The organism is Serinicoccus chungangensis (genome assembly GCF_001483745.1).
GTDB lineage: Bacteria > Actinomycetota > Actinomycetes > Actinomycetales > Dermatophilaceae > Ornithinicoccus > Ornithinicoccus chungangensis_A.
Map to the genome: position 1 here is coordinate 151731 of NZ_LQBL01000028.1, position 19257 is coordinate 170987.

At 74.5% G+C, this 19257-nt stretch carries 17 protein-coding genes; 11 read left to right on the forward strand and 6 right to left on the reverse strand.

Translation table 11 applies throughout. The annotated features are described in order from the left end of the window. Window positions 1–49 precede the first annotated feature (49 nt). Entirely contained in the window at window positions 50–1420 is a 1371-nt protein-coding gene (locus AVL62_RS09325) for a short-chain fatty acid transporter (protein WP_058891370.1), read from the forward strand. Here the strand turns inward: AVL62_RS09325 and nagB are convergent. The 3 genes from nagB to AVL62_RS16615 are packed head-to-tail and all read right to left on the reverse strand — an operon-like array spanning window position 1417 to window position 5371. After that, window positions 1417–2202 carry a glucosamine-6-phosphate deaminase gene (gene nagB, locus AVL62_RS09330; RefSeq protein ID WP_058891371.1) on the reverse strand — a complete coding sequence of 262 codons (786 nt, stop codon included), beginning with the start codon at window positions 2200–2202 and terminating at the stop codon, window positions 1417–1419. The two genes, AVL62_RS09325 and nagB, sit on opposite strands and share 4 nt — an antisense overlap. Beyond that, window positions 2202–3386 carry an anhydro-N-acetylmuramic acid kinase gene (locus AVL62_RS09335; protein ID WP_058891372.1) on the reverse strand — a complete coding sequence of 395 codons (1185 nt, stop codon included), beginning with the start codon at window positions 3384–3386 and terminating at the stop codon, window positions 2202–2204. Before AVL62_RS09335 ends, nagB begins: the two co-directional genes overlap by 1 nt. Next, window positions 3383–5371 carry an N-acetylmuramic acid 6-phosphate etherase gene (locus tag AVL62_RS16615; RefSeq protein WP_083518841.1) on the reverse strand — a complete coding sequence of 663 codons (1989 nt, stop codon included), beginning with the start codon at window positions 5369–5371 and terminating at the stop codon, window positions 3383–3385. The genes AVL62_RS09335 and AVL62_RS16615 overlap by 4 nt, the downstream gene beginning before the upstream one ends. A gap of 81 nt (window positions 5372–5452) precedes the next feature. Between AVL62_RS16615 and AVL62_RS09345 the strand changes: the two genes are divergently transcribed. Genes AVL62_RS09345 through nagA form a run of 7 tightly spaced genes read left to right on the forward strand, consistent with a single transcriptional unit; the run spans window position 5453 to window position 13600 of the window. Next, window positions 5453–7057 carry a glycoside hydrolase family 10 protein gene (locus AVL62_RS09345; protein WP_058891373.1) on the forward strand — a complete coding sequence of 535 codons (1605 nt, stop codon included), beginning with the start codon at window positions 5453–5455 and terminating at the stop codon, window positions 7055–7057. Continuing rightward, window positions 7054–7842, forward strand: a complete 789-nt coding sequence (locus AVL62_RS09350) for a GntR family transcriptional regulator (protein WP_083518842.1) — start codon at window positions 7054–7056, stop codon at window positions 7840–7842. The genes AVL62_RS09345 and AVL62_RS09350 overlap by 4 nt, the downstream gene beginning before the upstream one ends. A gap of 47 nt (window positions 7843–7889) precedes the next feature. Beyond that, entirely contained in the window at window positions 7890–9197 is a 1308-nt protein-coding gene (locus AVL62_RS09355; protein ID WP_058891374.1) for a sugar ABC transporter substrate-binding protein, read from the forward strand. Continuing rightward, a complete protein-coding gene (locus tag AVL62_RS09360) occupies window positions 9194–10099 on the forward strand; it encodes a carbohydrate ABC transporter permease (protein WP_058891375.1) in 906 nt (301 codons plus the stop codon). Before AVL62_RS09355 ends, AVL62_RS09360 begins: the two co-directional genes overlap by 4 nt. Continuing rightward, complete coding sequence (locus AVL62_RS09365; protein WP_058891376.1) at window positions 10096–10917, forward strand: carbohydrate ABC transporter permease; 822 nt, start codon at window positions 10096–10098, stop codon at window positions 10915–10917. Before AVL62_RS09360 ends, AVL62_RS09365 begins: the two co-directional genes overlap by 4 nt. Then, on the forward strand, window positions 10914–12449 hold the full coding sequence (locus AVL62_RS09370; RefSeq protein WP_058891377.1) for a glycoside hydrolase family 3 N-terminal domain-containing protein: 1536 nt from the start codon (window positions 10914–10916) through the stop codon (window positions 12447–12449). The genes AVL62_RS09365 and AVL62_RS09370 overlap by 4 nt, the downstream gene beginning before the upstream one ends. Beyond that, window positions 12446–13600 carry an N-acetylglucosamine-6-phosphate deacetylase gene (nagA, locus tag AVL62_RS09375; protein WP_058891378.1) on the forward strand — a complete coding sequence of 385 codons (1155 nt, stop codon included), beginning with the start codon at window positions 12446–12448 and terminating at the stop codon, window positions 13598–13600. The genes AVL62_RS09370 and nagA overlap by 4 nt, the downstream gene beginning before the upstream one ends. A 314-nt stretch (window positions 13601–13914) precedes the next feature. On the opposite strand, the gene AVL62_RS09380 is transcribed toward nagA, so the two are convergent. The 3 genes from AVL62_RS09380 to AVL62_RS09390 all read right to left on the reverse strand — a co-directional run bounded on the left by AVL62_RS09380 (window position 13915) and on the right by AVL62_RS09390 (window position 16967). Beyond that, window positions 13915–15285 carry an L-serine ammonia-lyase gene (locus AVL62_RS09380; protein ID WP_058891784.1) on the reverse strand — a complete coding sequence of 457 codons (1371 nt, stop codon included), beginning with the start codon at window positions 15283–15285 and terminating at the stop codon, window positions 13915–13917. 68 nt (window positions 15286–15353) lie between these two features. Then, a complete protein-coding gene (locus AVL62_RS09385) occupies window positions 15354–16433 on the reverse strand; it encodes an RNA polymerase sigma factor (RefSeq protein ID WP_235585643.1) in 1080 nt (359 codons plus the stop codon). Between the two features lie 180 nt (window positions 16434–16613). Beyond that, complete coding sequence (locus tag AVL62_RS09390; RefSeq protein ID WP_058891379.1) at window positions 16614–16967, reverse strand: YciI family protein; 354 nt, start codon at window positions 16965–16967, stop codon at window positions 16614–16616. A gap of 199 nt (window positions 16968–17166) precedes the next feature. Here AVL62_RS09390 and ctlX point away from each other — a divergent pair, with 199 nt between their 5' ends. The 3 genes from ctlX (at window position 17167) to AVL62_RS09405 (ending at window position 19188) form a co-directional block, all read left to right on the forward strand. Continuing rightward, window positions 17167–18231 carry a citrulline utilization hydrolase CtlX gene (gene ctlX / locus AVL62_RS09395; RefSeq protein ID WP_058891380.1) on the forward strand — a complete coding sequence of 355 codons (1065 nt, stop codon included), beginning with the start codon at window positions 17167–17169 and terminating at the stop codon, window positions 18229–18231. A gap of 139 nt (window positions 18232–18370) precedes the next feature. Beyond that, a complete protein-coding gene (locus AVL62_RS09400; RefSeq protein WP_058891381.1) occupies window positions 18371–18757 on the forward strand; it encodes a thiol-disulfide oxidoreductase DCC family protein in 387 nt (128 codons plus the stop codon). Continuing rightward, window positions 18754–19188 (forward strand): SRPBCC family protein, encoded by a 435-nt coding sequence (locus AVL62_RS09405; protein ID WP_058891382.1) that lies wholly within the window; start codon window positions 18754–18756, stop codon window positions 19186–19188. Before AVL62_RS09400 ends, AVL62_RS09405 begins: the two co-directional genes overlap by 4 nt. The last annotated feature ends 69 nt before the right edge of the window (window positions 19189–19257 follow it).

The window sequence follows — 19257 nt, forward strand, 5'->3', positions numbered from 1 at the left end:
TCCGCTAGCGTCTGCGGAGCCCCGCCCCCCAGACATCGAGGTCACCCGCATGAGCCAGACCCAGCCCCGGACCCGCACCGGGGTCCAGCGCGCCATGGGCCCGCTGAACTCCGTCGTCGAGCGCTTCATCCCCTCCGCGCTGGTCTTCGCGATCGTCCTGACCGTCCTCGTCATGGTCGCCGCCCTCGGTCTCACCGACGCCGGACCGGTGGACGTGGTCCGCGCCTGGGGCGACGGGCTGTCCGGGCTGCTGCCGTTCATGACGCAGATGGCGCTCATCCTGCTGCTCGGCTACATCCTCGCGAACACCGGTCCGGTCCGGGCCGGGCTGCGCCGGCTCGCGGCGGTGCCCCGCGGCCGGGTCATGCCCTACGTCTTCGTCGCCCTGGTGACCTGCGTGGCCGGGCTGTTCACCTGGGGCCTCGGCCTGGTCGTCGGCGCGCTGCTGGCCAAGGAGGTCGCCGCCGAGGGCCGCCGCCGCGGTGAGCCCCGGCACTTCCCGCTGCTGGTCGCCGCCGGCTACACCGGGATGGTCGTGTGGCACATGGGCTACTCGGGCTCGGCGCCGCTGGTAGCGGCCACCCCCGACAGCTTCGTCAGCGAGCAGCTCGGCCAGCCGCTGCCGATCACCGAGACGACCTTCTCGACGTGGAACATCATCACGACCGTCCTCGCGGTCGCCGTGGTCGCCGGCACCGTCGCCCTCATGGCCCCGCGCCACGGCGCCGGGATCATCGAGATGCCCGAGCACCGGATGAGCGACGACGAGGTGACCTACGACGTCACCACCCCCGCGGACCGCCTCGACGCCTCCCGCGTCCTGACGCTCGTCCCCGGTCTGCTGCTGCTGGCCTACCTCGTCATCTACTTCAGCGGCGGCGGCACGATCACCCTCGACATCGTCAACTGGAGCTTCCTGACGCTGTGCCTGCTCCTGGTCCGCAACCCCTTCGAGATCATCGAGCTCACCCAGCGCGCCGCGTCCAACGTCGGCGAGATCCTCCTGCAGTTCCCGCTGTATGCCGGGATCATGGGCATCATGGCCGGCACCGGGCTCATCACGGTGCTCTCGGAGGCGCTCGTCTCGGTCTCCACGCCCGCCACGTTCGGCCTGCTGGCCTTCCTGTCCGCCGGGATCGTCAACTTCTTCGTGCCCTCCGGCGGCGGCCAGATCGCCGTGCAGGGCCCGGTGCTCCTCGAGGCCGCGAGCAGCCTGGGCGTCGACCCCGAGGTGGCCGTCATGGCGATCGCCTACGGCGACCAGTGGACCAACATGATCCAGCCGTTCTGGGCGCTGCCGCTGCTGGCCATTGCCGGGCTCAAGATCCGCGACATCCTCGGCTACACCACGGTCATCCTGCTCACGACGGGCGTGCTCTTCGCCGCGGCGCTGCTCGTCCTCGGGTCCGGGGTGGGCTAGAGCCCCTGCCAGGCGGGCTTGGCCGCCCACGTCTCCCGGTAGTAGTCCGCGAGCTCCAGCCGGCTGGCCGCCGCCTCGTCCAGCAGCACGCTGACGTGCGGGTGCCACTGCAGGACGGTCGCCGGCCAGCGCGCCGACACCGCCCCCTCGACGAGCTCGGCGGCCGCGCGGGCCTTGTGCTCCCCCGTGGCCAGGAGCACCACGTGGCGTGCCTGCAGGATCGTGCCCAGGCCCTGGGTCAGGCAGTGCGTGGGCACCGCGTCGACGTCGCCGCCGAAGAAGCGGGCGTTGTCCTCCCGGGTGCGTCGCATCAGCGTCTTGACGCGGGTGCGGCTGGCCAGCGAGGAGCCCGGCTCGTTGAAGGCGATGTGCCCGTCGGTGCCCAGCCCGAGGAGCTGCACGTCGACGCCGCCGGCCCGCTCCATCCGTCGCTCGTAGTCGGCGGCCGCCGCCGGCAGGTCCTCGGCGTCGCCGGGCGGGGTGTGCACCCGCTCGACGGGGATGCCGGCAGGGTCGGTGAGCTGCTCGCGGATCTCGGTGCGGTAGCCGGCCGGGTGGCCCTCGGGCAGGCCGACGTACTCGTCCAGCGAGAACGTGCTCACCCCGCCCAGGTCGAGGGCGCCGGCCCGCACCCGGGCCAGGAGGTCGGCATACACCGGGCGGGGGCTGGAGCCGGTCGCGAGGCCGAGCACGGCGTCGGGCCGGGAGCCCACCAGCCGGGCGACCACCTCGCCCGCGAGCCGGCCCTGCTGCTGCGCGTCGGCGCAGATGACGACCTCCATCAGGCCACCACCTCCAGGCGGGTCGGGGCGGTCGGGGCGGGCTCGGGCAGCCGCAGCGCGCCGTGACCCGGGGTGATGCGGCCGGCCAGCCGGGCGTGCCGGGCGCCGGTCACGCCGGCGACGGTGCCGGGCAGCCCGTGCCAGGTGAGGAAGCCGAGGAGCGCGAAGAGGCACGCCTCCTTGGCGTCGACGGGTATGCCGTGCGCCTCGCTCGTGCTCACGCGCGCGTCCGGGAGCGCCCCGGTCAGGCCGCGGAGCAGGGTGCCGTTGCGCGCGCCGCCGCCGCTGACGACGACCTCGCCGGGCGCGAACGGCGCGAGCGCGTCGGCGACGGTGCGGACGGTCAGTGCGGTGAGGGTCGCGAGGAGGTCGACGTGGGGCACCTCGCGGGCCAGCGTGGTGAGCGCCGCGTCGACGTGGCCGAGGTGGAAGCGCTCCTTGCCGGTCGTCTTCGGCGGGGCCTGGGCGTAGTAGTCGTCGGCCAGCAGCAGCGCGAGCAGCTCGTCGTCCACCCGACCGGCGGCGGCCCCCGCCCCGTCCTGGTCGTAGGTCAGGCGGCCGCCGGACTCCCGGGCCACGACGGCGTCGACCAGGGCGTTCGCCGGGCCGGTGTCGAAGGCCCGCACCGCTGTGGTCGGGGCACCGGCGCCGGGCACGACGGTGACGTTGGCTATGCCGCCGAGGTTGAGCGCGGCGCAGGTGTGCCCGCGTCCGCCCAGCCAGAGCGCGTCCCAGGTGCTGGCCAGCGGCGCCCCCTGGCCACCGGCCGCGACGTCGGCGACGCGCAGGTCGGCCACGACGGGCGCGCCGGTGCGCTCGGCGATCCAGGCGGGCTGGCCCAGCTGGAGGGTGCCCCGGACCTGGCCGTCGACGACGTCGTGGAAGAGCGTCTGCCCGTGCGAGGAGACCAGGTCCGGGGTGCCTCCGGCGAGCTCGGCCCCGAGCGTGGCCACCGCGTCGGCGAACGCCTGCCCGAGCCGGGTGTCCAGGCGGCAGACGTCCTGCATCCCGAGGCGGCCCGGCGGGAAGGCGGCGAGCACGTCGGCCCGCAGGTCGGGGTCGAAGGGCACCGTCCCCGCGCCGAGCAGCAGGGCGCGCACGACCTCGCCGTCGAGGTCGAGGTCGAGGGCGGCCACGTCGATCCCGTCCACGCTCGTGCCCGAGCCGACGCCGACGACGATCACCGGTGCTCCCCGCCGGCCCGGGCGAGCGCCCCGCGCACCGACCCGTCGCCCTCGGCGAGGGCGGTGCGGGCCTGGTGCGACGGCATACCTCCGAGGAGCTGGACGACCGCCACCTTCGTGCTCCAGCCGGCCTCCTCCAGGGCGGCCGTCGCCGCCCCGGCGTCGCACCCGGCGACCCGCTGCACCATCCGGACGGCGCGGTCGCGGAGCTTGACGTTGGAGGCCTGCATGTCGACCATGAACGGCCCGTGGGTCTTGCCCAGCCGCACCATCACCGCGGTCGACAGGGCGCCCAGCAGCATCTTCTGCGCCGAGCCGGCCTTGAGGCGGGTCGAGCCGCTGATGACCTCCGGCCCGGTGGGGATCTCGATCGCGTGGTCGACCCCGGTCGAGGCCCGGGCGCCCGCGTTGTTGGACACCGCGACCGTGAGCGCGCCGACCTCGGCGGCCGCCGCCAGACCCCCGAGGACGTAGGGCGTGCGGCCCGACGCGCTGATGCCCACCACGACGTCCTGCGGTCCGACGCCGACCTCGCGCACCATGGCCGCCCCGGCCGCGCCGTCGTCCTCGGCGCCCTCGCGCGCCTCGACCATCGCCTCGACGCCCCCGGCGGGCAGCGCCCGCACGAGGTCGGCAGGGGTGCCGTAGGTCGGCGGCAGCTCCGAGGCGTCGACGAAGGCGAGCCGTCCCGGCGTCCCGGCGCCGAGGTAGAACATCCGGCCGCCGCCGCGCAACCGGTCGGCGATGTCGTCCACGGCGGCCGCGACGGTGGGGACGACCTGCAGTAGGGCGGGCGCGACCGTGGCCTCGGCCTCCCAGAGCTCGCGCAGCACCGAGCCGGTGTCGCGCTCGTCGAGGTCGAGCAGGTCGTCGCGCACCCCCTCGGTCGCGAGGGCGCCGATGACCTCGACGGGGGTGTCGTCCGCGGGCTCCGGGGTGGTTCGGAGTGTCCCGACCGCGCGTCCTGTGCGGGAAGGGATGTCGTCCGCGGGCTCCGGGGTGGTTCGGAGTGTCCCGGCCACGCGTCCGGTGCGGGAGGTGACGGTGACCTGGTCGGCGAGGACCGGGCCCAGGTCACCCGCCCACGCCTGGCGGGCGAGGGTCTCGGCGCCGTCCAGCGACGTCCCGGCCGCGGGCAACGCCTCACCCTCGACCGCGGCCGCGAAGGGCTCGGTGAGCAGCGGCCCCACCTCGGCCAGGCCACCGGCCAGGCAGACCGGCAGGGCGGGGTCGACCGCGTCGCGGGCCGCCACGGCCGTGCGGGCCAGCGCCGCGCCGGCCTCGGCCCAGATCCGGACGGCGACGGGGTCACCGGCGCGGGCGGCCTCGGCGACGTCCCGGGCGAAGGAGGCGACGAGCCGGGAGGGGTGCTCGGCCGAGTGGACCGCCGACGGCAGACCGGTGAGGTCGCCGAAGCGCCGCGTCGCCGCCTGCTCCAGAGCGGCCGAGCCACCCCTGCCGTCCCGGTGCTCGAGGGCGGCGCGCAGGCCGGCGCGACCCACGGCATACCCGCTGCCGTCGTCACCGAGGAGGAAGCCCCACCCGTCGCGGACCGCGGTGCGCCCGGCCCCGCCGGCCGCGAGGGCGACGGCGCCGGTGCCGGCCGCGACCACGACCCCGGGCCGGTCCCCGACCGCCCCGACGTAGGTGGTCGTCACGTCCCCGGTGAGCACCACGGTGTCGGCGACCTCGTCCAACAGGGCCGCGGCCAGGTCGTCCCGTCGGGCGCTGGCCGCGTGGTAGCCGACGAGCCCGACGGCCAGGACGTCGACCCGCGCCCCGGCGAGCCCCAGCGCGCCGGTCAGCGACCGCACCGCCCCCACGACCTGCTCCACCCCGTCGGCGGCGGCCAGGCCCACGACCCCCGGGCCGTCGGCCTCGCGCACCTGCTCGCCGTGGCGCCGGCGGCCCCGGGCCCCCGTCTTGCCGAGGTCCACCGCCAGGAGGTCGACCGCCACGCCGTCGTGCTCGTTCGTCGTTGACATCACGGGAGGCAGTATGCCAATCTCTGGACCATTGGTCTAGCACCGTTGGTCTAGATGACTCTGACAAGGACGTGAGAGCAGATGCCCGCACCGCACCCTCGCCACCGCCGCGCCCTCCTCGCCGGCGCCGTCGTCCCCCTCGGGGCCGCGCTCGCCCTCGGGGGTGCCGCGACCTCGCAGGCGACCCCCGCACCGGCGGGAGCACCGTGGACGACCTGCAGCCCGGCTCCCGAGGCGCCGCTGCACGAGATGCGCGGGGTGTGGATCGCCAGCGTCGCCAACATCGACTGGCCCTCCCGGCCCGGGCTGAGCCCGCAGGAGGCGCAGGCCGAGCTGGAGGCGTGGTACGACGAGGCGCTGGCCTCCGGTCTCAACAGCGTCGTCGTGCAGGTCCGTCCCACGGCCGACACCTTCTGGCCCTCCGAGCTGGAGCCGAGCAGCGCGTGGCTCACCGGGGAGCAGGGCGCCGACTTCGGCGGCTGGGACCCCATGGCCTTCGCCGTCGAGGAGGCCCACGCGCGCGGCCTGGACTTCCACGCCTGGTTCAACCCCTACCGCGTCACCCTCACCGGCACCGACCCCTCCGTGCTCGCCGAGGACCACCCGGCCCGGGTCTACCCCGACTGGACGGTCGCCTACGGCGGCAAGCTCTACTACGACCCGGGCGTCCCGGCCGTCCGTGAGCACACCACCGCCGTCATCATGGAGGCGGTCGAGCGCTACGACATCGACGGCGTCCACTTCGACGACTACTTCTACCCCTACCCGGTGGCCGGCGAGGAGTTCCCCGACGACGCCAGCTACGCCGCCTACGGCGCGGGCTTCGAGGACCGCGGCGACTGGCGGCGCGACAACGTCGACCGGCTCATCGAGGGCCTGCACGAGCAGATCGAGGCCGCCAAGCCGCACGTCGCCTTCGGGGTCAGCCCGTTCGCCGTGTGGCGCAACGCGGGCACCGACCCCGAGGGCTCGGACACCACGGCCGGCGCCCAGACCTACGACGACCTCTACGCCGACACCCGCCGGTGGGTGCGCGAGGAGTGGATGGACTACGTCCTGCCCCAGGTCTACTGGGCCATCGGCTTCGAGCCGGCCGCCTACGACGTGCTCGTCCCGTGGTGGAGCGAGCAGGTGGAGGGCACCGACGTGGCGCTGTGGATCGGGCAGGCGACCTACAAGGTCGGCACCTCGACCCAGTCGCCGGAGTGGTCGGACCCCGCGGAGATGGTGCGCCACCTCGACCTCAACGAGCAGTACCCCCAGGTCACCGGCGACGTCTACTTCTCCGCCAAGGACGTGCGGGCCGACCGGCTCGACCACTGGTCGCTCCTGCAGAGCGAGCACTACGACAGCCCGGCCCTGCCGCCCGCGCTCAACCCCGGCACCACGCCCGAGGTGGACGCCCCGACGACGGTCCGTACCCGGCGCACGGCCGAGGGCACCGCGCTGTCGTGGAGGCACGCGGGCGACGACGCCGGGTTCGCCGTCTACCGCGTGGACGACGCCCGCGGCCCGGGCCGCGTCGACTGCGACGACCTGGACGCGGACAACCTCGTCGCCGTGCTGGGCACCGGCGACACCGACTGGGTCGACCCCGAGGGCGACAAGCACGACGTCTACGTCGTCACCGCGCTCTCGGCCGACAACACCCAGTCCACCGCGTCCCGGCCGGTCCGCGGACGATGACCGCCGAACCGGCGGGGGGACCCGGGCGGGACCCGGCGCGCGAGCCGGTGCCCGCGCACGGCTCCCGGGGCGCCAAGGCCGAGCTGGTGCGCCAGCGGCTGGAGGACCTCATCGCCCCCATGCGCCCCGGCGAGCCGCTGCCCGCCGAGCGCGACCTCGCGGCCCACCTCGGGGTGGCGCGCATGACGCTGCGCCGCGTAGTGGAGTCCCTCGTGGCCGACCACCGGCTCATCCGCCGACCGGGCGCCGGCACGTTCGTCGCCCCCGAGCGGGTCGACCAGCAGCTGTCCGCCACGTCGTTCTCCACCGACATGCGCTCGCGCGGCATGACCCCGGGCGCCCACACGGTCTGGGCCCGCCAGCAGCCGGCCGGGATGATGCTCGCCTCGGTGCTGGGCGTCGACCCCACCTCCGCCGTCATCCACGTCCGCCGCGTCCGCACCGCCGACGGCGAGCCGATGGCGCTGGAGGACCTGCACGTCCCGGCCGACCTCGTCCCCGGGCTGACCGGCGCCGACCTCGAGGACGCCTCGTTCTACCAGCTGCTCGAGGCGCGCTACGGGCTCACCATCAGCGCCGGCACCCAGACCATCGAGCCGCACCTCGTCACCGCGGACGAGGCCGAGCAGCTGCACACCACGGCGGGCTCGCCCGCCTTCCTCTTCGAGCGCACCTCCCGGGTCGCCGACGGTCAGGTCGCGGAGTTCGTCCGCTCGGTCTACCGCGGCGACCGCTACCGCATCCTCGTCGACCTCTTCCCCGCCGCCTCCGGCGGACGACCCTGACCACGGCATACCGGCAGACCCGCCACCACCACCGGAAGGACACCATCATGAAGCGCACCACCCGCCTGCTCGCGCTGGCGACCGCCACCACCCTCACGCTCACCGCCTGCGGCGGGGGCGGTGAGGACACCGGTTCCAGCGGCGACGACGGATCCGGAGACGCCATGGATGCCTCAGGTGAGACCCTGAGCGTCTGGATCATGGAGGGCACGAACCCCGATGCCACGCCCTTCTTCGAGGAGGTGAGCACGGCCTTCGAGGAGGAGACCGGCGCCACCCTCGACATCCAGTTCATCCCCTGGGCCTCGGCGCACGACCAGTTCGTCAACTCGATCGCCGGCGGCACCGGCCCGGACGTCGCGGAGGTGGGCACCACCTGGACCCCCGAGTTCGGGGACGCCGGCGCGCTGATGGACCTCGGCCCGCAGATCGAGGAGTCCGGCCTGGGCGACGCCTACGTGGACAGCGTGCTGGAGTCCGGCACCTACGACGGCGCCGTCTACGGCGCCCCGTGGTATGCCGGCGTCCGCTCGATCATCTACCGCGCCGACCTCTTCGAGGAGAACGGCATCGAGCCGCCCACCACCTGGGATGAGCTGGCGGAGGCCGGTGACGCCCTCAAGGAGGCCGACCCGGACCTCATCCCCTTCCCGATCCCCAACTCGACGCACACCACCACCCCGTTCATCTGGGGTGCCGGCGGTGAGATCGCCGTGCAGGAGGGCGACACCTGGGCCTCCGGCCTGGACTCCCCCGAGGCGGTCGAGGGCCTGGCCTACCTGGAGTCCCTGGTCGAGGAGCACGAGCTGTCCACCCCGGCCGCGAGCACGTGGAACGAGGCCGACACCCGCGACGCCTTCGCGCGTGGCGAGGCCGGCATGATCATCAGCGGCTCCTGGACCCCGAAGTCCATCGTCGAGGCCAACGCCGACATGGAGGGCAAGCTGGGCGTCGTGCCGATCCCCGGCCCGGACGGCGGCATGTCGCCCTCCTTCGCCGGCGGCTCGCACCTGTCCGTCTTCGAGACGGCCGAGAACCAGGAGCTCGCCTGGACCTTCGTCGAGATGATGACGACCGGCGAGTATGCCGAGATGTGGGGCGAGCAGACCGGCTTCTTCCCCGCGACGGACGACCTGCTGACCCAGCTCGAGGAGGCCGAGGACCCGCTGGTGGCGCCGTTCGCGCTGCAGATGAAGGACGGCAGCGCCACGCTGCCGGTCACGCCGCTGTGGGGCCAGGTCGAGGGCGCCCAGACCATCCCCGCGATGATGGAGTCCATCCTCGGGGGTGGGGCCGACGCGCAGGAGGCCGCCACCACCGCCGCGGACGAGATGAACGAGATCTTCGGCTCGTGAGCTCGCCCGCCCTGGGGTCGGCGCGGCGGCCGTGGCTGCTGCTCGCGCCGACCCTGGCCGTCATCGGCATCCTGCTGCTGTGGCCCATGGTGCGGGTCGTCGTCCTGTCCTTCCAGGACTTCGGCCTGCGCGAGCTGGTCCGCGGCGGGGCCGAGCTGGTCGGCCTGCAGAACTACCGCGACATCCTCACCGACGAGCGGCTCTGGCGGGTGGCGCTGCCCAACACCGTCGTCTTCGCCCTGGTCTGCGTGGCCCTGACCGTGGTCGTCGGCACCCTCGTGGCGCTGCTGCTGCACCGCCTCTCCCCCGGCTGGCGGACGGTGGTGATGATGGCGGTCATGGCCGCCTGGGCGGTCCCGGCCGTGACCGGCACCTACGTCTGGGTCTACCTCTTCGACGCCCGCGCCGGCTTCCTCACCGGCGTCCTCGGCCAGCTGGGCCTCGTCGACGTCGCCACCCAGAACCTCTTCACCGAGCGGGGCTGGTTCTACGCGATCGCCACCCTCAACGTCGTCCACCACGGCTTCCCCTTCGTGGCGGTGACCGTGCTCGCCGGGCTCGTGACGATCCCCTCCGAGCTGCCCGAGGCAGCGATGATCGACGGCGCCAACGCCTGGCAACGGTTCCGGCACGTCACCCTGCCCATGCTCAAGCCGGTCTTCGCGATCGTCACCATCCTGTCCACCATCTGGGATTTCAAGGTGTTCACCCAGATCTACCTCATGCCCGGCGGCGACGGCTCCAACCGTGAGGTGCTGAACCTGGGCACGTGGAGCTACATCACCGCCATGTCGCAGAACCAGTTCGGCCTCGGCGCGGCGATCGCCGTGCTGCTCACGGTCCTGCTCCTGGTCATCACCGCGGCCTACCTGCGGACGTTGTTCAAGGAGGAGGAGCTGTGAGGCGGCTGCTCGGGCGCGGCGGGCTGGTCGTGGCCAGCGTCGTCGTCGTGGTGTTCAGCATCTTCCCGGTGTTCGTCATGGTCGGCACCGCGCTCGACCCCGCCGCCAACGCGGGCGGGCGGGGCGTCATCCCCTCCGGCATCTCCTTCGAGCACTTCGGGCGGGTGCTGTCCGAGACCCGGTTCCCGGACTACCTGCTCAACTCGCTCATCGTCGCCGTCGTCACCGTCGTGGCCAGCGGCCTGCTGGCGCTCTTCGCCGCCGTGGCGGTGGCCCGCTTCCGCTTCTCCGGGCGCACCAAGATCCTCATGATGATCCTCATCGTGCAGATGGTGCCGATGGAGGCGCTGGTCATCCCGCTGTTCCTGCAGGCCAAGACCCTCGGTCTGCTCAACAGCCTGCTGGGGCTGTCGGTGGTCTACATCGCCTTCAGCCTGTCCTTCGCGATCTGGACGCTGCGCGGCTTCGTGGCGGCGGTGCCGGTCGAGCTGGAGGAGGCGGCCTACCTGGACGGGGCGAGCTGGTGGCAGATGTTCTGGAAGGTGCTCTTCCCGCTCGTCGCCCCCGGGCTGGTCGCGGTCAGCGTCTTCAGCTTCATCCTGGCGTGGAACGAGTTCATCTTCGCGCTCACCTTCATGGCCGACGACGACATGTACACCGCCGCCGTCGGCCTGCGGACCTTCTTCACCCGCGGCGGCACCGACTGGGGTGCGGTCATGGCGGCCAGCTCGATCATCACCGTCCCGGTCATGATCTTCTTCGTCGCCGTCCAGTCGCGGCTCTCCAGCGGACTCATGTCAGGAGCGACCAAGGGATGACCAGGACCGACGCACCCGACGACCAGCTGCTGCGCCGGGCGACGCTCGGCGTGCTCGTCCCCGGCTTCGTGGGGACGACCCTGCCGGGCTGGCTGGGCGAGCTGCTCGAGGAGGGTATGGCCGGCGTCTGGCTCTTCGGGCACAACGTCGAGGACGACGAGCAGGTGCGGGCGCTCACCGCGCAGGTGCACGCGCGACGTCCGGAGGCCCTGGTGGCCGCGGACGAGGAGGGTGGCACGGTCACCCGGCTGCACCACCGCGAGGGCTCACCGTGGCCGGGGGCCTGGGCGCTCGGGGTGGCCGACGACGTCGCGCTCACCCGGGACGTCATGGCCGGTCTGGGCCGTCAGCTGCGCGCGGTCGGCATCGACGTCACCGCCGCACCCGACGCGGACGTCAACACCGAGCCGGCCAACCCGGTCATCGGGGTGCGCTCCTTCGGCCCGGACGCCGAGCGGGTCGCCGGGCACGTCGCGGCGGCCGTGGAGGGACTGGGCGAGGCGGGCGTCCTCGCCTGCGCCAAGCACTTCCCCGGCCACGGCTCCACGCGCGTCGACTCCCACCTGGACCTGCCGGTGCTGGACGTCGACGACGACGTCCTGAGGCAGCGCGAGCTCGTGCCCTTCGCCGCCGCGGTCGGCGCGGGTGTGCCCCTGGTCATGACCGGCCACCTCGTCGTGCCCGGGCACGGCGACCTGCCGGCCACGCTCAACCCCTCCGTGCTGCGCCTGCTGCGGGAGGACCTGGGTTTCGCGGGCGTCATCTGCACCGACGCCCTCGACATGGCCGCGGTGGCCCAGGGCTGGGGCCGGGCGGGGGCGGCCGTGCTGGCCCTCGCCGCCGGCGCCGACCTGCTGTGCATCGGCAACCCCGTCCACCCGGGGGACTACGACGCGCACGAGGACACCCTCGCGCTCGCCGACGCGGTCGTCGACGCCGTGCGTCGCGGGGACCTGCCCCGCGAGCGACTCCTCGAGGCGGCCCGGCGGGTGGCCGAGCTGGGGTCGCAGCAGGCGCAGCGGCGGGCGGCGCCGGCAGGCAATGCCCCGGTGGTGGCCGAGGGTGAGCCCGGCGCCGGCACGCCCGGCGGGGACGACACCGACGACGCGGCGGCGGCCCGGGCGGGGAGGGCCGCCGCCGCGCATGCCGTCCGGGTGGTCGGGCAGGTCCCCCGGTTGCAGGGCCCGGACGTGGCCGCCCTGGGGGGTGGCGCCAACATCGCCAGCGGCGCACGCCAGGAGGTCCTCACCCAGGTCCTGGCCCGGGAGCTGGGAGGCCGGGTCGTCGAGCCGTCCAGGGCTGTCGCCGACACCACCGACCGTGGTGGACTGGTCCTCGTGAGCGACGACCACACCGACCTCCGCGACGACGCCGACCTCACCCGCAGCCTGCTAGCCCGGTGCGACGTGCTCGTGCACACGGGGATCCGGGACCTGCCGGGAGCGGTCGCCCCGGCCTGCGTGGTGCGGACCCACGGCGGGGGCGCCGCGAGCGCGGCCGCCGCCGCGGACGTCCTGCGGGGGGCCCGATGAGGGAACGGATGGTGCTCTCCGGCGAGCAGGTCCTGTGGCCCGACGGCACCCTCGCCGGGGGCTGGGTCGCCGTCGAGGGCGACCGGATCACCCAGGTCGGGCGGGGCGCCCCCCTCTACCCCGCCGACCGGCACACCCCGTTCCTGGCCCCAGGCTTCGTCGACATGCACTGCCACGGCGGCGGAGGGCATACCTTCGCCACGACGGACCCCGAGGAGGTCCACGCCGCCGCCGCGACCCACCACGCGGCGGGCACGACGACGGTCGTCGCCTCGCTGGTCTCGGCCGACCCGCAGACGCTCCTGGAGCAGGTCCGCGCGCTGGCGCCGCTGGTGCGCGGCACCATGATCGCCGGCATCCACCTGGAGGGTCCCTGGCTGAGCCCGCTGCACCGCGGTGCGCACCGGCTGGAGGACCTGCGCCACCCGGACCCGGCGGAGATCGACGCGCTGCTGGAGGCGGGCGCCGGCACCATCTGCATGGTGACGCTGGCGCCCGAGCTGCCGGGCGGGATGGAGGCGGTCCGCCGGTTCGTCGCGGCGGGCGTGGTCGTCGCCGTGGGGCACACCGACGCCGACGCCGACCAGCTGCGCGAGGCGGTCGACGCGGGGGCCACCGTCGTCACCCACCTCTTCAACGCCATGCGCCCCCTGCACCACCGCGACCCCGGCCCCGTGGTCGCCGCCCTCGCCGACCCCCGGCTCGCGGTCGAGCTCATCGTCGACGGCGTGCACGTCCACCCCGACGTCGTGGAGCTCACCGTGCGCAGCACCCTGTCGCGGATCGTGCTGGTCAGCGATGCCATGGCCGGCGCGGCGGCGGCGGACGGCCGCTACCGCCTCGGCCCCATGGACGTCGAGGTGGTCGACGGGGTGGCACGGACCCTGGACAACGGGAGCATCGCGGGCAGCACCCTCACCCTGGACCGGGCGGTGCGCACCGGCGTCGCGGCCGGGGTGGCCCGGTGCGCGGCCCTGCTGTCGGCGACCTGGGGCCCGGCCCGCACCCTCGGGCTGGACGCCGGCCAGCTGGCCCCCGGGCACCGGGCGGACGTCGTGGGTCTGGACCGCGACCTGGAGGTGCGTCTCGTCCTGCGCCACGGCGAGGTCCTCCGGGACGACGCGGCGGCCGGTCCTGGCGGCGACGACTGAGCCGACCTGCAGCAGCGCTGCAGACCGGCTCAGTCCCTGGTTCACGAGCTCACGCGTCCGGGTGGCACCACTCCTGCGTGCAGGATGGACCGCCGGACTCCGTGTCCGCCAGCTCCATGGACCTGTCGGTGACCGCCTGTGCTGTGGTCTCCACGTCGGTCACCGGATGGCGCACCGACGCGTCGCCGCGTCGTGCGCCGGGGAAGAGACAACTGCTCTCACACTGCTGACGGTACGGCCCCCGGGCTCGCGGGGAAAGGTCCTGTGACAAACCTTTGCCGAAGTGAGACCTTGACGGCGCCGTGGCGTAGGCCTCAGCACTCGACGACGTTGACGGCCAGCCCGCCGCGCGAGGTCTCCTTGTACTTCCGTTTCATGTCCCGGCCGGTCTGCCGCATGGTCCGGACCGCCTGGTCGAGGGAGACCGTGTGCGTGCCGTCGCCGTGGCGCGCCAGGCGCGCCGCGTGCACCGCCTTCATCGCGCCCACCGCGTTGCGCTCGATGCAGGGGATCTGCACCAGACCCCCGACGGGGTCGCAGGTGAGACCCAGGTGGTGCTCGACACCGATCTCGGCGGCGGCCTCCACCTGCTCCGGCGTGCCCCCCAGCACCTGGGTGAGGCCGGCCGCGGCCATCGCGCTCGCGGAGCCGACCTCCCCCTGGCAGCCGACCTCGGCCCCGGAGATGGAGGCGTTCTCCTTGATGATGATCCCGATCGCCCCGGCCGCCAGCAGGAAGTCGACGACACCGTCGTCGTCGGCGCCGGGGACGAGACGGCGGTAGTAGTGCAGGACGGCGGGGATGCTGCCGGCCGCGCCGTTGGTGGGGGCGGTGACGACACGTCCGCCGGAGGCGTTCTCCTCGTTGACCGCCATGGCCCACAGGTCGATCCAGTCCATCGCCCGCCACGGGTCGTCGGGCAGCCCCTGCTCCTGCAGCCGGGTGTGCAGCAGCGGCGCCCGCCGCCGCACCCTCAGCCCGCCGGGGAGGGTCCCCTCGTGCGCCAGCCCGGCCGCCACGCACTCCTGCTTCACCGACCAGAGGTGCAGCAGCTGGGTGCGGGTCTGCTCCCACGGCCGGAAGGCCTCCTCGTTGCGCCGCACCAGTCCGGCGACGTCCACGCCCTGCTCCCGGCAGCGGGCCAGCAGCTCGGCGCCGGTGCCGAAGGGGTGCGGCAGCGGGGTGTCGTCCGGGACGACCCGGTCGGCGCCCAGGGCGGCCTCGTCCACGACGAAGCCGCCGCCCACGCTGTAGTACGTGCGCTCACGGAGCACGGTGCCGTCCGCCGCGCAGGCGCGGAACGTCATACCGTTGGGGTGGCCGGGCAGGGTGAGCCGGCGGTGCAGCACCAGGTCGTCCTCGGCGAGGCCCACCTCGACCCGCCCCAGCAGGCTGACCCGGCCGCGCTCCCGGACGTCGGCGACGCGCTGGGCGACCGTCGCGGTGTCGACGGTCTCCGGGTCCTCGCCCTCGAGCCCCAGGACGACGGCGCGGTCCGAGCCGTGCCCGTGGCCGGTGGCCCCCAGGGAGCCGAAGAGCTCGGCGCGCACCCGCGCCACGCCGGGCAGCACGCCGTCGGTGTCCAGGCCCTCGGCGAAGATCCGGGCGGCGCGCATCGGGCCGACGGTGTGGGACGAGGACGGCCCGATCCCCACGGTGAACAGGTCGAGGACGCTCAGGGCCACGTCGAGGACCCGTCCGGAGATGACGTCAGGCTGGCGCGCGATCGCACCCCTCGAGGGTAGCGCCGGCATCAGCCTCCGGGGTGGACGGTCTCGGCGCCGGAGATCTCGGCGCGGCGCCGCTGCAGGTGCGCGCGCTCGCTGTCGTTGTCGCAGGCGGCCAGGGCGGCGTCGAGCTGCGCGAGCGCCGCGGTCCGGTCCCCCGCGCGGGCCAGCAGCTCGGCGCGGACCGCGGCGACCCGGTGGCTGCCGGGGATCTCGACGCCGTCGAGGGCGGCCAGCCCGGCACGCGGACCGTCCGCCTCCGCGACCGCGACCGTCCGGGCCAGGCGCGCGGGGGGCGACGGGGAGAGCGCGAGCAGCTGGTCGTAGAGCGCGACGACGCGGTCCCACCGCGTCCGCGCGCTGCTGGGCGCGGCGGCGTGCTCGGCGGCGACGAGCGCCTGCAGCAGGTAGCTCCCTGCCAGCTCCGGCAGCGGGGTCCCCACGAGCACGGGCGAGGCGAGCAGCCGCCGCGCCTCCTCGATCTCGTCACGGTGCCACCGACCCCGGTCCTGGTCGCCCAGCAGCACCAGCCGGCCCTCGTCGTCCACCCGGGCGTCCCGGCGGGAGTGCTGCAGCAGCACGAGGGCCAGCAGCGCGGTCAGCGTGGGGTCCTCGGGTCTCAGGTCGCGCACCGTGCGGACCAGGCGCACCGCCTCCCCCGCGAGGTCGGGGCGCAGCAGGTCGGGACCGCTGGCCGGGGCGTACCCGGCGGTGAACGCGAGGTAGGCCGTCTGCGCGACGGTCTCGAGACGCCCGGGCAGGGCGGCGAGGTCGGGGACGGCGAAGGGGATGCCGGCCGTGACGATCTTCTTCTTCGACCGGGTCAGGCGGGCGGCCATGGTGGGCTCGGGCACGAGGAAGAGCGCGGCGACGTCGTGGGTGCTGACCCCCAGCACGAGCCGCAGGGCGAGCGCGCTCGCGGCCTCCGGGGCCAGGGCCGGGTGGGTGCACATGAGCACGAGCCGCAGCAGGTCGTCCTCGACGAGGTGGCCGGGGTCGGCCATGGCCCGCGGGGGGCGGCGGTCGAGGTCGGTCGCCAGCAGCGCGTGCCGCCGGCCGGCCATCGCCTCGGCCCGCAGCCGGTCGACGACGCGGCGCCGGGCCACCGTCCGCAGCCATGCGGCCGGGTTCGCCGGGGCACCCTCCCGCGGCCACTGCCGGGCCGCGGCCTCTACGGCGTCACCCAGGGCGTCCTCGACGAGGTCGAGGCGCCGGAAGCGCGCGAGGAGCGACCAGGCGGCCCCACTCCTCGCGCACGACCCGGTCGAGCTCGGTGGGCATGGACGTCAGTAGGGGTCGACCACCGGGCTGACCTGGATGTCGTAGGGCGGCAGGACGGTGAGCAGGTCGAGCACGACGTCGAGGTCGGGGGCCTGCAGCAGGTAGAAGCCGCCGAGCTGCTCGACCGCCTCCGCGTAGGGGCCGTCGGTGACCGTGCGCCGGCCGCCGCGGGTGCGGACGACCGTCGCGGTGTCGGCCTCACCCAGCGCCTCGCCGGCCAGGATCTCCACGCCGTCGCGGTCACGGCAGGCCGCGTCGAAGGCCCCGAACTGCTCCATCATCGCCTCCTGGTCCGCCTGGCTCATCGTCGACCAGGCGGGTAGCTCCCCGTCGGCCATGAGCAGCACGAGGTACTTCATCGCTGCCCCCTCCCCCGACCCGGGGGGCACCCCGGGGTACTGGTCCTGCGGACGGTGCGTCGCCTCATACGTCTCTCCTCGTCATCTGCGCGGGCCGCCGGGCGCGACCTCACCAGCATGTCGGACGGGCAGGCGCGAGATCGACAGCTCACGCGCACCATTTTCGGGGGCGCCGCCGCGATGCCCTAGATTGCCGGGCGTGAGTGCCCAAGCCCCCTCCTCCGTGATCCTCATCCGCGCCGAGAAGTTCGTGCCCAACCCGGCCACGGCCACGGACAACGCCTTCCAGCACGACGTGCCCGTCGGGCAGTCGGTCGAGGCGACCTCGGCGGCGGCGCTGGCCGAGATGGACGCGGTGGCGCAGGCGCTGCGCGACGTCGGGGTGCGGGTCCACGTCTTCAGCGACGCCGACCACACCCGGCCGGACAGCGTCTTCCCCAACAACTGGCTGTCCACGCACCCGGGCGGCTACGTCGCGGTCTACCCGATGTACGCCTCGAACCGCCGGCACGAGCGCCGCGGCGACATCCTGGAGATGCTCAAGGCGGACTACCGGCTGCAGACGATCGTCGACTACTCCGGGCTCGAGCCGGACGGCATCTTCCTGGAGGGGACCGGCGCCATGGTGCTGGACCACGTCTCCCGGGTCGCCTACACGGCCGTCAGCCACCGGGCCGACACGCACGTGCTGGAGCGATTCTGCAGCGACTTCAACTACGAGCCGATGCCGTTCCGGGCGGTCGACGCGGGCGGCGTGCCGGTCTACCACACCAACGTCATCGCCTGCATCGGCACGGACGTGGCGCTCATCGCGCTCGACATGATCCCCGACGAGCAGCGCCGCCGCGAGGTGCGCGAGCGGCTGGAGGTCACCGGGCGCGAGATCATCGAGCTGAGCGAGCACCAGGTGCGCGAGTTCGCGGGCAACGCGGTCGAGCTGCTGGGGCGGACCCCCGAGGGTCGCCGGCAGCACGTCATGGCCATGTCCGGGCGGGCCCGGCGCAGCCTCACCGGGCCGCAGATCACCGCGATCGAGCGCTCCTGCCAGATCGTGTCCGTGGACATCCCGACCATCGAGCTGGCCGGCGGCTCGGTGCGGTGCATGATCGCCGGGGTCCACCTGGACCCGCGTCGCACCGGGGCGCCCGAGCCGACCGCGACCGCCGAGGCCATCGACGAGGCCCCGGTCAGCGCGGACGGCCAGGTGGAGGAGCCCCGGCCGACGAGCACCGGCCGCGAGGCCGAGCAGCCGCCCGGGGCCTGAGCGGCGGGCGCAGCCGGCGCCGACCCGCAGGTCTCCCCCGGCCCGCCGAGGGCCCGCCGGGGGGCCGCCGCTGGGCCGCCCGTCGGTCAGGACGCCCGGTCGACTCGCCGATGGCGGGGCGGTGCGCGAGCATGAGGCCATGACCACCGCATCCCGACGCCGGCCGCTCGCGCTCTACGACGGCGACTGCGGCTTCTGCACGCGGGCGGCGGGCTGGATCCCGCGGCTGGGCGCCCGGGTCGACGTCTCGTCGCTGCAGGAGCACGACCTCGCCGCGCTGGGCGTCGACGCCGGCCGCACCGAGCTGGAGATGCCCGTCGTGCTGCCCGACGGCCGGGTCGCCTACGGCCACCGGGCGTGGGCGCAGATCCTCGCCCACTGCCCCCAGCCGCTGCGGGCCCTCGGGCTGGTCCTGGGGTCGCGGGTCATGGAGCGGCCGGGCGCCGCGGTCTACCGTCTGGTGGCCGCCAACCGGGGTCGGCTGCCGGGCGGCACCGCCCAGTGCGCGATCCCGGGCCAGGGGTGAGGCGCAGCGAGGTCTCGACCTCGGCGCTCGGGCCGGTGCCGGTCGCCGAGGCCTGGGAGCGGTATGCCGACCCCTCCCGCTGGGCGGACTGGGCGCCGCACCTGCGCCGCGTCGAGCTGGACGGGGTGCCCGCCGGAGGGTCGAGCCGGCTGCACGCAGGGATGTCGGGTCGGGTGCACGGGAGGCTCGGGCTCGCGGTGGACTTCGTCGTCGACGCGGTCGACGAGCCTGCTCGGACGTGGTCGTGGACGGTGCGCCTCGTGCGCCCGGTACCGGGCCCGTTCCGCCTCGACCTGCACCACACCCTCGTGGAGGTCCCGGACGACACCGGGACCAGCACCGTGGCCGGCCTGGTGCTGCGCGGGCCGGCGCCCGTCGTGCTCGCCTACCGGCCGGTGGCGCGGTGGGCGCTACGGCGGCTGGTGAGCTAGTTCGACGGGCCTCTCCTCCCGCTCGAGCCCTCGTGCAGCGCCGACCCGTCGGCGACCCGGGCGACGTCA

Excerpts from the sequence above, each read along its gene's own strand:
- AVL62_RS09345 (WP_058891373.1), top strand. The coding sequence starts at position 5,453 with ATGCCCGCACCGCACCCTCGCCACCGCCGCGCCCTCCTCGCCGGCGCC.
- AVL62_RS09355 (WP_058891374.1), top strand. The coding sequence starts at position 7,890 with ATGAAGCGCACCACCCGCCTGCTCGCGCTGGCGACCGCCACCACCCTC.
- AVL62_RS09370 (WP_058891377.1), top strand. The coding sequence starts at position 10,914 with ATGACCAGGACCGACGCACCCGACGACCAGCTGCTGCGCCGGGCGACG.
- nagB (WP_058891371.1), bottom strand. The coding sequence starts at position 2,202 with ATGGAGGTCGTCATCTGCGCCGACGCGCAGCAGCAGGGCCGGCTCGCG.
- AVL62_RS09325 (WP_058891370.1), top strand. The coding sequence starts at position 50 with ATGAGCCAGACCCAGCCCCGGACCCGCACCGGGGTCCAGCGCGCCATG.
- nagA (WP_058891378.1), top strand. The coding sequence starts at position 12,446 with ATGAGGGAACGGATGGTGCTCTCCGGCGAGCAGGTCCTGTGGCCCGAC.
- AVL62_RS09390 (WP_058891379.1), bottom strand. The coding sequence starts at position 16,967 with ATGAAGTACCTCGTGCTGCTCATGGCCGACGGGGAGCTACCCGCCTGG.
- AVL62_RS09400 (WP_058891381.1), top strand. The coding sequence starts at position 18,371 with ATGACCACCGCATCCCGACGCCGGCCGCTCGCGCTCTACGACGGCGAC.
- AVL62_RS16615 (WP_083518841.1), bottom strand. The coding sequence starts at position 5,371 with ATGTCAACGACGAACGAGCACGACGGCGTGGCGGTCGACCTCCTGGCG.
- AVL62_RS09350 (WP_083518842.1), top strand. The coding sequence starts at position 7,054 with ATGACCGCCGAACCGGCGGGGGGACCCGGGCGGGACCCGGCGCGCGAG.